Consider the following 12,825-nt stretch of genomic DNA (forward strand, 5'->3'; position numbering starts at 1 on the left):
GTACACCGCCCTGGCCTGCCTGTATGGCACAAAATTGGCCGGCTCCACAACATGAGTACCACCACAGCGGCCTCCCGTGGCGGTGGACAATGGTCCGGTGCCTCCTGCCGACCTCGACCATCCGACCGGGCGACTGATCGCCGGGCGCTACCGGCTGCAGCGCGTCCTCGGTCGCGGCTCCATGGGCACCGTGTGGGCCGCGTATGACGAGGTGCTGCACCGGCGGGTGGCGGTCAAAGAGATGCGGCTGCCGCCGGGCATGCCGGAGACCGAGGCCGCGGCGCTGCGCGAGCGGACCCTGCGGGAGGCCAGGGCGATCGCCGTGCTGTCCCACCCCAACGTGGTCACCCTGCACGACGTGGTGCAGCAGGACGGCGAGCCGGTGGTGGTGATGGAGCTGGTGCCCTCCCGCAGCCTCGCCGAACTGCTGCGCACGCACGGCGCGCTGTCCGCCGCGCAGGCGGCGGCGGTGGCCGACGCGGTGGCCGCGGCACTGCAGGCGGCACACCGGTCCGGCATTACGCACCGGGACGTCAAGCCGGGAAACGTGCTGGTCGGCGCGAACGAGCAGATCAAGCTGACCGATTTCGGTATCGCCCGCAACGTCTCCGAGGTCACCATGACCACCACCGGGATCATGCTGGGCACTCCGGCGTTCATCGCGCCGGAGGTGGCCGCGGGCGGCGCGGTCTCCCCGGCGGCGGACCTGTGGGGGCTGGGCGCGACGCTGTTCGCCGCGGTCGAGGGCCACCCGCCGTACGACGCGGACGGCGATCCGCTGGCCACGGTGACGCAGGTGGTGCACGGCGAGGTGCCCCGGCCGGCCAGTACCGGCCCGCTGGCCGAGGTGATCGAGGCTTTGATGGTGAAGGACCCCAGGGCCCGCATGCCCCTGGTCGAGGTGCGCCGCCGGATCTACCCGCTGCTGCCCGAGCCGGGCACGTCCGTGTTCGCCCCGCTGGACCTGGAGGAGCCGACCGAGCTGACCCGGCCGGCCACCGCCGAGCTTCCGGCGTTCCCGCCGCCGCGCCCGGCGCCGGTGGACCCGGACGCCCCGCTGGCCGCCGACCCGGGACCGTTGCCGTTCGCGCCGAGCACGCCGTCTGGGTCGTGGGAGTCGTGGGCGCCGTCGACGTCCGCAGCGCCGCCACCGCCGGCGGCGCCGGTGCCGCGGCGGGTCCGTCGCGGGCCGGTGGCCACAACGCTGCTGGTGCTCACCGCCGCGGTGCTGTTCGCCGCGGCGGCGGGCGGCGGCTTCGCGCTGACCCGGGTGGCCGCCGGGCGGTCGCTGCTGCCGCCGCCGGCCGCGGTGCGCTACGAGGCGCCGGACGTGGCCACCACGGTGCGGCCGCTGCAGCCGCGCACCGCCGGCACGGCACCGGCCTACGGGGTGCCGGGGGGCGAGTTCACCATCAGCGTGCCGCAGGACTGGACGATGTTCGTCGAGCAGCGGGCCAACGACCCGGCCGATCCGCTGCCGCCCCGCACGCTGGTCCACTTCGTCTCGCCGGACGGCGTCATGGAGGTCACGGTCGAGAGGTTCCCGGTCTACTACCCGAACTACTCGATCAGGCGGTACCTGGACGCCCTGCGGTCCTGGTGGGCCAGGCCCGGCCACAGTTACGTGCTCACCCGGGTGGCACCCGCCGACGCGGCGAGCGGACGCGGCCCCGACCGGCAGACCGACGTGACCTACCGGACCGTGGAGACCCAGGCCAGCACCGACATGGCCCGATCGCACTTCGTCCGGTTCCTGCCGCAGCGCGTCGGGCTGTGGGTGATCGACGTGACGGTGCCCAACGACCAGGAGGAGAAGGGGCAGACCCTGTTCGACCAGATCGCCCCAACCTTCACCGCGGCCACCTGAAGACGTGCCGGGACGTGGGCCTTCCGACCGCGCGAGCGCGGGCGTGCGGCGTTCCGGGGATGCCCTAGGCTGACGGACCGTGACCGGCAGCGACCACACCGCCACCAACGACACACCGATCTCCCCGGCCGGCATCCGGCCCGACGCCGACCCGGCCGCGCTGGCCGAGGCGGCGGCCGCGGCGCTGGCCGCGCGGACCGGACTGGCCACGCACGACGTCGCCGTGGTGCTGGGGTCGGGATGGCGGCCGGCGGCCGACGTGATCGGCGACGCGGTGGCCGAGGTGCCCATGGCGGAGCTCCCCGGTTTCGCCGCGCCCGGCGTGGTCGGGCACGGCGGCACGATCCGCTCGGTGACCGTGGCCGGTCGGCGGGTCCTGGTGCTGCTCGGGCGTACCCACCTGTACGAGGGCAAGGGCGTGGCCCGGGTGGTGCACGGCGTGCGCACCGCCGCCGCGGCCGGCTGCCGGGTGGTCGTGCTGACCAACGCGGCGGGCGGGCTGCGCGACGGCATGCGGGTCGGCCAGCCGGTGTTGATCAGCGACCACCTCAACCTCACGGCCACCTCGCCGCTGGTCGGCGCGCAGTTCGTCGACCTCACCGACCTGTACTCGCCCCGGCTGCGGGCCGCCGCGCGGAAGATCGACCCCACCCTCGAGGAGGGCGTGTACGCCGGGCTGCCCGGCCCGCACTTCGAGACCCCGGCCGAGATCCGCATGCTGCGCACGCTCGGCGCCGACCTGGTGGGCATGTCCACCGTGCTGGAGGCCATCGCGGCGCGGGCGGCCGGCCTGGAGGTGTTCGGCCTGTCCCTGGTCACCAACCTGGCCGCGGGGATCACCGGTGAGCCGCTGAATCACGAGGAGGTGCTGGAGGCCGGCCGTGCGGCGGCCACCACCATGGGTGGCCTGCTCCGCGACCTCGCCGCGAAGGCATGAGCGGACCAGAGTCGAGCCGCGGCACCCGGCGTGACCGCAGCGCGCGCCAGGGCCGAGCGGCCGCCCGATCGGGGTGGCGGGGCGCCGTCGGATACGACCGGACCGGGGCTCGTGCGAAGCGCCTCGCCGGCACGAGCGCGGTCGCGGGCGCAGCCGCGGAGAGCACCGCATGAGCGGGCTCGCGCCCGACGTCCGGGACGCGGCGTTCCGGTGGATCGCCGACGACCCGGACCCGGACACCCGCGCCGAGTTGCAGGCCGTGCTGGCCGCCGCCTTGGCCGGCGACGGCACGGCCGCCGCGGACGTGCGGGACCGGATGGCCGGCGCGCTCGCCTTCGGCACCGCTGGGTTGCGCGGCCCGGTGCGGGCCGGGCCGAACGGGATGAACCGCGCCGTGGTGCTGCGGACCACCGCGGGAGTCGTGGACTGGCTGCGCGGCCACGGGCGCACCGGCGGCGTGGTGGTCGTCGGGCGGGACGCTCGGCACGGCTCGGCGGCGTTCGGCGCGGCCGCGGCCGGCGTGCTCGCCGCGGCCGGCTTCGACGTGCGGATGCTGCCTCGGCCGCTGCCGACGCCGGTGCTGGCGTTCCTGGTGCGCGAGTGGGACGCGGTGGCCGGCATCCAGATCACCGCGTCGCACAACCCGCCAGCGGACAACGGCTACAAGCTCTATCTCGACGGCGGGACGCAGATCGTGCCGCCCACCGACCGGCAGATCGAGCAGGCCATCGCGCGCGCCGGCGCGGCGGTCGCGGTGCCCACCGCCGAGTCGTGGACCACGGTGCCGGAACCGGCCGTCGAGTCCTACCTGGACCGGGTCGCCGCGCTACCCCGTGGCAGCGCGCGGGAGTTGCGTATCGCGCTCACCCCGATGCACGGCGTCGGCGGCGCCACCGCGGTGGAGGCGCTGCGCCGCGCCGGGTTCCACGACGTGCACCTGGTCGTCGCTCAGGCGGAACCCGATCCGGACTTCCCCACCGTACCGTTCCCGAACCCGGAGGAACCCGGCGCCACCGACCTGCTTCTCGACCTGGCGTCCACTGTGGACGCCGACATCGCGGTGGCGCTGGACCCGGACGCGGACCGCTGCGCGCTGGCCGTGCCGGACCGGGACGGCACCTGGCGGATGCTGCGCGGCGACGAGACCGGCGTGCTGCTCGGCGCGCACATCTTGTCCACTCTGGACCGTTCCGCGCACCCGGACCCGTTGGTGGCCACCACGATCGTGTCGTCGTCGCTGCTCCGCTCGGTTGCCGCCGCGCACCGGGTGCGCTACGACGAGACGCTCACCGGGTTCAAGTGGCTGGTGCGGGCCGGGGACGGCGCGGGAACCGGGCTGGTGTACGCCTACGAGGAGGCGATCGGGCACTGCGTCGACCCGGACGCGGTTCGGGACAAGGACGGCATTTCCGCCGCGGTCCTCGCCTGCGACCTGGCGGCGACCCGGAAGGCGGCCGGCCAGACGCTGCTGGACGCGCTGGACGAGCTGGCCGTTGCGCACGGGCTGCACCTGACCACGCAGGTCTCGCTGCGGGTCACCGAGCTGAGCCGGATTGCCTCGCTGATGGCGGAGCTGCGGGAGAACCCGCCGGACCGGCTGGGCGCCGTGCCGGTCACCGCGGAGAACCTGCTGCCCGAGGTGGACGCGCTCCGGCTGACCGGCGACGGCCTGCGGGTGATGGTGCGCCCCTCCGGCACCGAACCGAAGGTCAAGGCGTACCTGGAGGTCGTCGAGCCGGTGCCGGCCAAGGAGGAGCTGCCCGCGGTCCGCGAGCGGGCCACCGCGCGGCTGGCCGCCCTGCGCGCCGAGGTGGCGCGGCTGCTTGGCGCGTGACGCCTGCCCGGTTGCGTTCCGCCGGGCCGGCCGGCAGGCTCGCGGAACGTGCCCAGGCTGCTGATCGTCCACCACACGCCCTCGCCGGCACTGCAGGAGATGTTCGAGGCCACGGTGTCCGGCGCGACCACCGACGAGATCGAGAACGTCGAGGTGGTCCGCCGTCCAGCGCTGGCCGCGACCGCGGTCGACGTCCTGGAGGCCGACGGGTACCTGCTCGGCACCCCGGCCAACATCGGCTACATGTCCGGCGCGCTGAAGCACTTCTTCGACACGATCTACTACCCGTGCCTGGACGCCACGAAGGGCCGGCCCTACGCCCTGTACGTGCACGGCAACCAGGGCACCGAGGGCGCGGTGCGCGCCGTCGACGGGATCGCCTCCGGGCTGGAGTGGCAGAAGGTGGCCAACCCGGTCTGCGTGATGGGCCAGCCCGGCCGCGAGGACATCGAGGCCTGCTGGGAACTCGGCGCCACCGTCGCGGCCACCCTGATGGGCTGACCGCCCGCCGGGACCGGTCAGCGCGGCTCGGCCGGCGGGTCCTCGCCGCCGGCGATGGTGCGCTGCATCCAGGCCACGTCGTGCCACGCGCCGTGCTTCCAGCCGATCCGCCGGTAGACGCCGACCGGCTGGAAACCCATGGCGCGGTGCAGGCCGGCGCTCGCCTCGTTGGGCAGCGTCATGCCCGCGACCGCGGTGCGGAACCCGCGCGCCGCGAGCCGGTCGAACAGCGCGGTGTAGAGCGCGCGGCCGCCGCCGGTGCGCCGCCGCCCCCACTCCAGGTACACGCTCACCTCGCAGGCCCAGCGGTACGCCGGGCGCGACTTGAACGGGCTGCCGTAGGCGTAGCCGACGACCCGGCCGCCGTCGCAGAGCACCACCCAGGCGTGGGTGCGCCGCGCGGTGGCGATGCGCTCGGCCATCTCCGCCGGCGACGGCGGCTCGTTCTCGAAGGTGATCGCGGTGTCGGTGACGTAGGGGGCGTAGATCGCCGCGCACGCGCCGGCGTCGCGCTCGGACGCGTCCCGAACCTTCAGCGTGCTGCCGACCATGGCACCTCAGGAGGGCAGGCCCAGGGCGACGGCCAGCGCGGCGTTCAACCGGCCGATTGTTTCCGGGCTGAGGGCGCCAAGATATTCGCGGAAGTCCTCGGCCGGATAGAGCTGATGCAGGTCATCGGCCAGTACACGCCCGGCCACCGGGTCGTTGTTGCCGAGCCGCACGATGGTCGGTAGGTCTGGCTTTGACGTAGTCGTGACGCGAACTGCCAGAACGCTGTCGAGTTGGCGATTCCGCACGTTGTTGCTGACCACCACCCACGGCTTGGGCCCATATCCCAGATCCGCGCGGTACACCTGACCGCGCACGGGTGCGGTCACTCTGCGTACCTCGTGTCGATGCGCCGTGCGTAGCGAGCCCGCAGCGCACGGGCCTCGTCTCGTTCGTCACCGCCGGCGAAGGTCTTCGCGAGTTCCGCGTAGCCCTGCTCCAACGCCTGCTCCTGCAACGCTTCCGCGCCGGCGCGCAGCAGGGCCCGGACCACGGCCGCTTCGTTCCGCTCGCCAGCCGGAAGCGGCACGCCATGGCTGGCTGCCCAGTGCACGAGCGCGGCATGTTCGGCGCGCTCCGGATCGGCGAACACGCGGAGCACACCTTCCTCCGCATCGCGCAGTGTGATGGTGGTACGACGGGCCATGCATCACATTGTACCGCGCTGTGCGATGTTCCTGGCGATGCTGATATTGATGCACATGGTACGACGAGCCGGCCGGCCCGCGCCTCGCTGGTGAATGAGGCGCAGGCCGGCGTTCACGCACGTTCGCGGTCACCGGTTGAGCAGCCGGAGGCCCTGCTCGGGGTAGCGCTCGCCGGCGACGGCGCCGGCCGGCACGGCCGCCTCGACGGCGGCCAGCTCGTCGGCGGACAGCTCGATGGACACCGCCGCCACGTTCTCCTCCAGGTACGCCCGCCGCTTCGTTCCCGGAATCGGCACCACGTCCTCGCCCCGGTGCTGCACCCAGGCCAGCGCCAGCTGACCAGGCGTCACACCACGCTCCGCGGCCAGCTTGCGCAGCGCCTCCACGATCTTCAGGTTCCGCTCGAAGTTCCCCTCCGCGAAGCGAGGCTGGGCAACCCGCCGGAAGTCGCCGTCGGGCAGGTCGGCGGGCGAGGCGAACCGGCCGGTGAGGAAGCCACGGCCGAGCGGCGAGTACGGCACCAGGCCAATACCCAGCTCCCGGCAGGTCGGCACGATCTCGTCCTCGATGTCGCGCGACCACAGCGACCACTCGCTCTGCAACGCCGTGATCGGGTGCACCGCATGCGCCCGGCGAATGGTCGCGGCCCCGGCCTCGGACATACCCAGATACCGCACCTTGCCCTCGGCCACCAACTCCGCCATCGCGCCAACGGTCTCCTCGATCGGCACGTCCGGATCCACCCGGTGCTGGTAGTACAGGTCGATGTGATCCACCCCGAGCCGCCGCAGCGACGCCTCGCACGCCTGCCGCACGTACGCCGCGTCGCCGCGCACGGCGGACGCCGGACCGTTGCCGTCCCGGATCGCGCCGAACTTGGTGGCCAGCACCACCTCGTCCCGCCGGCCGGCGATGGCCCTGCCGACCAGCTCCTCGTTGGCGCCCCGCCCGTACATGTCGGCGGTGTCGAGCAGGGTGACCCCCAGGTCGAGCGCCCGGTGGATGGTGGCCACCGACTCGGCCTCGTCGGTGGGCCCGTAGAACTCGCTCATGCCCATGCAACCCAGGCCCTGGGCGCTCACCTCCAGCTCGCCGAGCCGGCGGGTGGGCAGCTTCGACGGTGCCGTCATGCGGTGGCTCCCTCGGGATAGTGGGTGAGCAGCGTGTCCATCTTGCTTTCGATCTGCTCGTAGTTCGTGATCTTGTAGTTCAGTACCTCGAGGCAGCCCTGCAGCTCGGCGATGCGCTCCAGCACGGAGGCCCGATGCTCGACGAGGATCTGCTTGCGCCGGCCGGCGCTGCCCACGCCGCGGTGCCGAAGCTGCGCGTACTCGCGCATCATCCGGATCGGCATGCCCGTGGTACGAAGCTTGGTCAGGAACTCCAGCCACTGGAGGTCCTCGTCGGAGTAGTTCCGCCGACCACCGGCGTCCCGCGCCGGCGGGTCGACCAGCCCGATCCGCTCGTAGTAGCGGAGGGTGTCGATGGAGAGCCCGCTGCGCTCGGCTGCCTGCGCAATCGAGTAAGTCACGATTCGACGGTAGAAGCTGGAGTGCGCTCCAGGTCAACCGAGCGGCCGAACCTTCGGGCTACTCGTCCTTGGCCTCGGCCCAGGTCTCCAGGTGGGAGGCCACCTCGGACAGCTCCATCTGCTCCCGGTCCACCGCCCTGACCAGCTCCAGCGCGTCGTCCTCCTCGGCGTCGACCCACCAGCCGTTGACGTCGCAGAGGGTCACCGCGGCCACCCAGCCGAGCCGCCAGTTGCCCTCGGCGAGCGGCCGGGTCCGCACCACGGACTCCAGGATGGCGGCCGCCTTCAGCCAGAGCGTGGGATAGGCCTCCATGCCGAGTACGGTCGCCCGAGGCCGGTAGGCCGCCGTGTCGAGCAGGCCGAGATCACGGACCACCAGGTCGCCACCGGCCACGGCGGTGGCCAACACGAGCAGGTCACCCGCGTCCAGGTAGGAAGTCACCGACGAGCGTCAGGCGCTGCCGAGGCGGTCGAGCAGGCCGCGGTAGCGCGGCATGATCCGCGCCAGCACCTCGCCGATCTGCTCCTCGCGGTGCTGGCGGGCCCAGCGGTCGGCCAGGGCCAGCCGGACCACTTCCTGCTTCGAGCGACCCTCGGCGGCGGCGAGCTCGGTGAGCCGCCGGTCCTCCTCCTCGGTGAGCCGCAACGTCATCGCCATGCGGCCATGGTACCAACTTGGTATCACGGCCGCCGATATGACTCTGGTCGCAACCGCCTCAGCGCGAACAACGATCACGACGTGCGCAAACGACGTTACAGAACGCCGTTGCGATAAGCTCCCCCGGTGCCGCGACCCAGGACGCACGACGAGGCACTCCGGACCCGGCTGCTGGACCGGGCCGGCGAGGTGCTCTCCGCGGAGGGGCCGCACGCGCTGAGCCTGCGCCGGCTCGCCGCGGACGTGGGCACGTCTACCACCGCGGTCTACTCGCTGTTCGGCGGCAAGCCCGCGCTGATGCGCGAGGTGTACCGGGAGGCCTTCCGGCGGTTCAGCGAGCACCTGGCCACCGTGCGGCCCACCGGCGACCCGGCGGAGGACCTGGTCCGGCTCGGCCTGGCCTACCGGAGCAGCGCGCGGGCCGATCCGCACCTGTACGCGATCATGTTCACCCGGGTGGTCCCGGAGTTCACCCCGGACGAGGAGACCGCCGCGGAGGCCCGCGCCACGTTCGAGCCGCTGCTGGACCTCGTCCGGCGGGCGGTGCGGGCCGGGGTGCTGGTCGATGCGCCGCCGGAGCGGGTGGCGCTCGCCCTGTGGGGCCTGGTGCACGGCCTGATGTCGCTGGAACTCGGTGGCAACCTGCCCGCCGGGCTGGAGGTCGCGGACAGCTTCGAGCCCGCGCTGCGGGCCGCGGTGGAGGGATGGCGCCGCACCGCCGGGTGAGCCGGCCGGTCCGCGCGGAGGGGTTCGGGGAGGCTGCCGCCGCCGCACCTCCCCGAACCCCGTGACGGCCGGCCGGGTTTCACGTTCCGGCACGACCGGGTGGGCGCCGGCCGCGTCCGGGTACGCCGTGCGCCGGACCCGACCGGCCGTCCGCGGGACCGCCGATATGGTTCAGACCATTAAGCCCGGCGGTTCCGACCACGGCAATCACCCGGTCGGCCCATCGGGGAGCGCCGGCCGACCACACCGGTCGGCCTGGGCCGACCGGACCACACCGATCGGACGGGGCGGTTCGGTGCTCGTTCCGGAACGCGCGGCGCAGCCGCGCCGGCGGGACGCGGCCCCGCGCGAATCGCGCCGTCCGCGGGGAGCCGCCCCGCCTCCCCGATCGCGGGGCTTCGCCGGGCGCGGTGCCGGAACAGGCCGGTGCTCGCGGTCGCAGGCCGGTGCGGTGCCGGAACGGGCCATCAGACCGCGCCGTACTGCCGGTCACCGGCGTCACCGAGGCCGGGCACGATGAAACCGGAGTCGTTCAGCCGCTCGTCGACGCTGGCGGTGACCACGCGGACCGGCAGCCCGGACTCCTCCAGCCGCTTGATGCCCTCCGGCGCGACCAGCGCGCACACCGCCGTCACGTCCGTCGCGCCGCGCTCGGTGAGCAGCCGGATCGTGTAGGCCATCGAGCCGCCGGTGGCCAGCATCGGGTCGAGCACGAATACCGGCCGGCCGGACAGGTCGTCCGGCAGGGACTCCATGTACGGGGTGGGCTGCAGCGTGCGCTCGTCCCGGGCCAGCCCGACGAAGCCCATCTGCGCGTCCGGGATCAGCCGGTGCGCCTGGTCCGCCATGCCCAGGCCGGCGCGCAGCACCGGCACCAGCAGCGGCGGGTTGGCGAGGCGGTGGCCGGTGGTGCGGGCGATCGGCGTGTGGATCCGCTCGGTGACCACCGGGGCGTCGCGCATCGCCTCGTAGATGAGCATCACGGTCAACTCGTGCAGCGCGGCGCGGAACTCCACGCTGTCGCTGCGCGCGTCCCGCATGGTGGTGAGTCGAGCCTTGGCCAGCGGATGGTCCACCACGAGCACCTGCATGGGCGCCAACGGTAGCCCGTGGCGGCCGCGATCCCCGCATCCAGCGGGGTCAGGTGCCGGGCGTGGGGTGCCGGACCTGGCGGACCGGCAGATCGCCCACCCCGTGCCAGGCGGCGTCCGCCCCGCTGTGGCCGATCCGCACCACCTCGACCACCGACGCCACCGACACGGCCACCCCGAGCACCGCGATCACCACCAGCACCAGGTTGCCGCCGCGCGGGCGCACCCGGGGGCTGGTGAACACCAGCAGGGCCAGCGCCACAACGGCGACGCCCATGCTGATCGGCAGCAGCGGGTCGGCCATGCTGGCGTGCGCCCGGATCAGGTCGCTCTCCGGCAGTTGCCGCTCCAGTACCTCGCCGGCCTGCTGGGTGACGTACACCGAGACGACTCCTAACACCGCGGCGGCGGCGACCGGCCAGCGCAGGGCGCGGCGGGTGCCCGGGACCAGCGCCGCGACCAGCAGGGCGACGGCGGTGACCGGCACGAGCACCACCGTCAGATGGACCACCAGCGGGTGCAGCGGCAGTCCGAACACGTCGTAGGGCATGTCCTCTCCAGTCCTGTGCGGGAAGCTGTGCCTTGTTCAAAGCTCGCGTCATCGCGGCGAGCCCGTGCTCGTTGCCGGCATCCTGCCGGCAACCCTGGTGAAGTAGCCGTTTTCCCAACCTGTCGGTTTCCTGTCGCCGGGCTACCGCTGGTCCGGCCGCCGGCGCCGGGTAACGGTGTCACCGAGGGTTCTGTGCGGGCGCCGCCGGCCGCACTACCCTTCCTGTCGTGAGCGATCAGCCCGCGGTTCCGGACCCTCGCCAGTTGCGCGCCTCGGACGCCGATCGGGAGCGCGTCGCCCAGGTGCTCCACCAGGCGATGAGCGAGGGACGCCTGTCGCTCGCCGAGCTCGAGCAACGGCTGGACGTGGTGTACGCCGCGAAGACCTACGCCGACCTGGAACCCGTCACCAGGGACCTGCCGACCGCCTCCCCGATCGCGGCCGGCCCGGACCTGGCGCCCGCCACCGCCGGGTCCCCGGCCCGGGTCAGCCGGATCGGCGGGACGCCGGGATCGAGCACCGCGATCGCGGTGATGTCCGGCGTCGAGCGGCGCGGCGACTGGGTGGTCCCGGCGCACCTCAGCGTGGTCGCGATCATGGGCGGCGCGGACCTCGACCTGCGCGCGGCCCGGTTCGCGGAGCGCGAGTGCACGATCAACGTCATCGCGATCATGGGCGGCGCGCGGATCACCGTGCCGGACGATCTCACCGTGCGGGTCGAGGGCGTCGGCGTGATGGGCGGGTTCGACCGGCGCGGCGAGGGCGGGGGCGACCCGTCCGGCCCAGTGCTCCGGGTGACCGGACTCGCCCTGATGGGCGGGGTCGAGGTACGCCGTAAGCCGCGCGACGGGCGCAAGGCCCTGGAGGGCTAGCGAACACCGGAAGTCGGCCGTGTCGGTAGCCGCCTCGCCATAGACTCCTGGGCATGGCTGCACTGTCGACGGGGACGGCGGCCGGCGAGCGGGAGACCCCCGCGCCCAGACCGTCCCCGCTGCCCCCGGACCTGGCCGACGCCACCCGTGACGAGTCGACCCTCCGCCGGTTCCTGCACGGGCTGCCCGGCGTCGACGCCGTTGGCCTGGAGCAGCGCGCCGCCGCCCTGGCCACCCGCAGTATCAAGAAGGCCGCCAAGCTGTGGGCCATCGACACGGCGATCGGCATGGTGGATCTGACCACGCTGGAGGGCGCGGACACGCCGGGCAAGGTGCGCGCGCTGGCCGCCAAGGCGCGCCGGCCCGACCCGGCCCGGCCCGAGGTGCCGAGCGTGGCCGCCGTCTGCGTCTACCCGGACCTGGTGGACACCGCCGTGGCCGAGTTGCGCGGCACCGGGATCGGCGTGGCCAGCGTGGCCACCGCGTTCCCGTCCGGCCGCTCCGGGCTGCGGGTCAAGGTCGCGGACACCGAACTCGCCGTCGAGGCCGGAGCGAGCGAGGTCGACATGGTGATCGACCGGGGCGCCTTCCTATCCGGCCGGTACGGCCGGGTGTTCGACGAGATCGTGACGATCCGGCGGGCGTGCCGGGGCGCGCACCTGAAGGTGATCCTGGAGACCGGTGAGCTGGCCACGTACGACAACGTGCGCCGGGCGAGCTGGCTGGCGCTGCTGGCCGGGGCGGACTTCGTCAAGACGTCGACCGGCAAGGTCTCCCCCGCGGCCACGCTGCCGGTCACCCATGTGATGTTGCAGGCGGTCCGCGACTGGTACGACCGCACCGGCACGCCGCGCGGGGTGAAGCCGGCCGGCGGCATCCGCACCACCAAGGACGCGATCCGCTACCTGGTCGCCGTGCACGAGGTCGCCGGGCCACGGTGGCTGTCCCCGAAGCTGTTCCGGTTCGGCGCATCCAGCCTGCTGAACGACCTGCTCATGCAGCGGCGGACGCAGCTTTCCGGACACTACAGCGGCCCCGACTACGTGGCGGTGGACTGAAGGC

At 73.5% G+C, this 12,825-nt stretch carries 16 protein-coding genes; 7 read left to right on the forward strand and 9 right to left on the reverse strand.

Going from position 1 to position 12,825, the window contains the following annotated elements; all coding sequences use genetic code 11:
- Positions 1–97: 97 nt before the first annotated feature.
- The 4 genes from FFT21_RS03955 to FFT21_RS03970 all read left to right on the forward strand — a co-directional run bounded on the left by FFT21_RS03955 (position 98) and on the right by FFT21_RS03970 (position 5,139).
- The gene (locus tag FFT21_RS03955) at positions 98–1,867 is read left to right on the forward strand and encodes a serine/threonine-protein kinase (protein WP_264081623.1); all 1,770 of its coding nucleotides are present in this window, start codon (positions 98–100) and stop codon (positions 1,865–1,867) included.
- 133 nt (positions 1,868–2,000) lie between these two features.
- The gene (locus tag FFT21_RS03960; RefSeq protein WP_371856722.1) at positions 2,001–2,804 is read left to right on the forward strand and encodes a purine-nucleoside phosphorylase; all 804 of its coding nucleotides are present in this window, start codon (positions 2,001–2,003) and stop codon (positions 2,802–2,804) included.
- A 169-nt stretch (positions 2,805–2,973) separates the two neighbouring features.
- Complete coding sequence (locus FFT21_RS03965; protein ID WP_137812374.1) at positions 2,974–4,638, forward strand: phospho-sugar mutase; 1,665 nt, start codon at positions 2,974–2,976, stop codon at positions 4,636–4,638.
- A gap of 48 nt (positions 4,639–4,686) precedes the next feature.
- Positions 4,687–5,139, forward strand: coding sequence for a flavodoxin family protein (locus tag FFT21_RS03970; protein ID WP_137812375.1), 453 nt, complete (start codon positions 4,687–4,689; stop codon positions 5,137–5,139).
- Positions 5,140–5,156: 17 nt separating this feature from the next.
- On the opposite strand, the gene FFT21_RS03975 is transcribed toward FFT21_RS03970, so the two are convergent.
- The 7 genes from FFT21_RS03975 to FFT21_RS04005 all read right to left on the reverse strand — a co-directional run bounded on the left by FFT21_RS03975 (position 5,157) and on the right by FFT21_RS04005 (position 8,524).
- Positions 5,157–5,690 carry a GNAT family N-acetyltransferase gene (locus FFT21_RS03975; RefSeq protein WP_137812376.1) on the reverse strand — a complete coding sequence of 178 codons (534 nt, stop codon included), beginning with the start codon at positions 5,688–5,690 and terminating at the stop codon, positions 5,157–5,159.
- A 6-nt stretch (positions 5,691–5,696) separates the two neighbouring features.
- A complete protein-coding gene (locus FFT21_RS03980) occupies positions 5,697–6,017 on the reverse strand; it encodes a type II toxin-antitoxin system PemK/MazF family toxin (RefSeq protein WP_137812377.1) in 321 nt (106 codons plus the stop codon).
- Entirely contained in the window at positions 6,014–6,334 is a 321-nt protein-coding gene (locus tag FFT21_RS03985) for a hypothetical protein (RefSeq protein ID WP_137812378.1), read from the reverse strand. The genes FFT21_RS03980 and FFT21_RS03985 overlap by 4 nt, the downstream gene beginning before the upstream one ends.
- Positions 6,335–6,463: 129 nt before the next feature.
- Positions 6,464–7,465: an aldo/keto reductase gene (locus FFT21_RS03990; protein WP_137812379.1), complete on the reverse strand. Its 1,002-nt coding sequence runs from the start codon at positions 7,463–7,465 to the stop codon at positions 6,464–6,466.
- Positions 7,462–7,866 carry a MerR family transcriptional regulator gene (locus FFT21_RS03995; protein ID WP_137812380.1) on the reverse strand — a complete coding sequence of 135 codons (405 nt, stop codon included), beginning with the start codon at positions 7,864–7,866 and terminating at the stop codon, positions 7,462–7,464. Before FFT21_RS03995 ends, FFT21_RS03990 begins: the two co-directional genes overlap by 4 nt.
- Positions 7,867–7,924: 58 nt before the next feature.
- Positions 7,925–8,308 carry a type II toxin-antitoxin system death-on-curing family toxin gene (locus FFT21_RS04000; RefSeq protein WP_137812381.1) on the reverse strand — a complete coding sequence of 128 codons (384 nt, stop codon included), beginning with the start codon at positions 8,306–8,308 and terminating at the stop codon, positions 7,925–7,927.
- A 9-nt stretch (positions 8,309–8,317) separates the two neighbouring features.
- A complete protein-coding gene (locus tag FFT21_RS04005) occupies positions 8,318–8,524 on the reverse strand; it encodes a ribbon-helix-helix protein, CopG family (protein WP_137812382.1) in 207 nt (68 codons plus the stop codon).
- 126 nt (positions 8,525–8,650) lie between these two features.
- Between FFT21_RS04005 and FFT21_RS04010 the strand changes: the two genes are divergently transcribed.
- Positions 8,651–9,250 (forward strand): TetR/AcrR family transcriptional regulator, encoded by a 600-nt coding sequence (locus FFT21_RS04010; protein ID WP_137812383.1) that lies wholly within the window; start codon positions 8,651–8,653, stop codon positions 9,248–9,250.
- A 467-nt stretch (positions 9,251–9,717) separates the two neighbouring features.
- Here FFT21_RS04010 and upp read toward each other — a convergent pair whose 3' ends face one another.
- Entirely contained in the window at positions 9,718–10,341 is a 624-nt protein-coding gene (upp, locus tag FFT21_RS04015) for a uracil phosphoribosyltransferase (RefSeq protein WP_137812384.1), read from the reverse strand.
- 49 nt (positions 10,342–10,390) lie between these two features.
- The gene (locus FFT21_RS04020; protein ID WP_137812385.1) at positions 10,391–10,891 is read right to left on the reverse strand and encodes a DUF2231 domain-containing protein; all 501 of its coding nucleotides are present in this window, start codon (positions 10,889–10,891) and stop codon (positions 10,391–10,393) included.
- 227 nt (positions 10,892–11,118) lie between these two features.
- Between FFT21_RS04020 and FFT21_RS04025 the strand changes: the two genes are divergently transcribed.
- Both FFT21_RS04025 and deoC read left to right on the forward strand, forming a co-directional pair.
- Positions 11,119–11,763 carry a DUF1707 SHOCT-like domain-containing protein gene (locus tag FFT21_RS04025; RefSeq protein WP_137812386.1) on the forward strand — a complete coding sequence of 215 codons (645 nt, stop codon included), beginning with the start codon at positions 11,119–11,121 and terminating at the stop codon, positions 11,761–11,763.
- 53 nt (positions 11,764–11,816) lie between these two features.
- On the forward strand, positions 11,817–12,821 hold the full coding sequence (deoC, locus tag FFT21_RS04030) for a deoxyribose-phosphate aldolase (RefSeq protein ID WP_137812387.1): 1,005 nt from the start codon (positions 11,817–11,819) through the stop codon (positions 12,819–12,821).
- Positions 12,822–12,825: the final 4 nt, after the last annotated feature.

This window comes from Gandjariella thermophila (genome assembly GCF_005405885.1).
GTDB lineage: Bacteria > Actinomycetota > Actinomycetes > Mycobacteriales > Pseudonocardiaceae > Gandjariella > Gandjariella thermophila.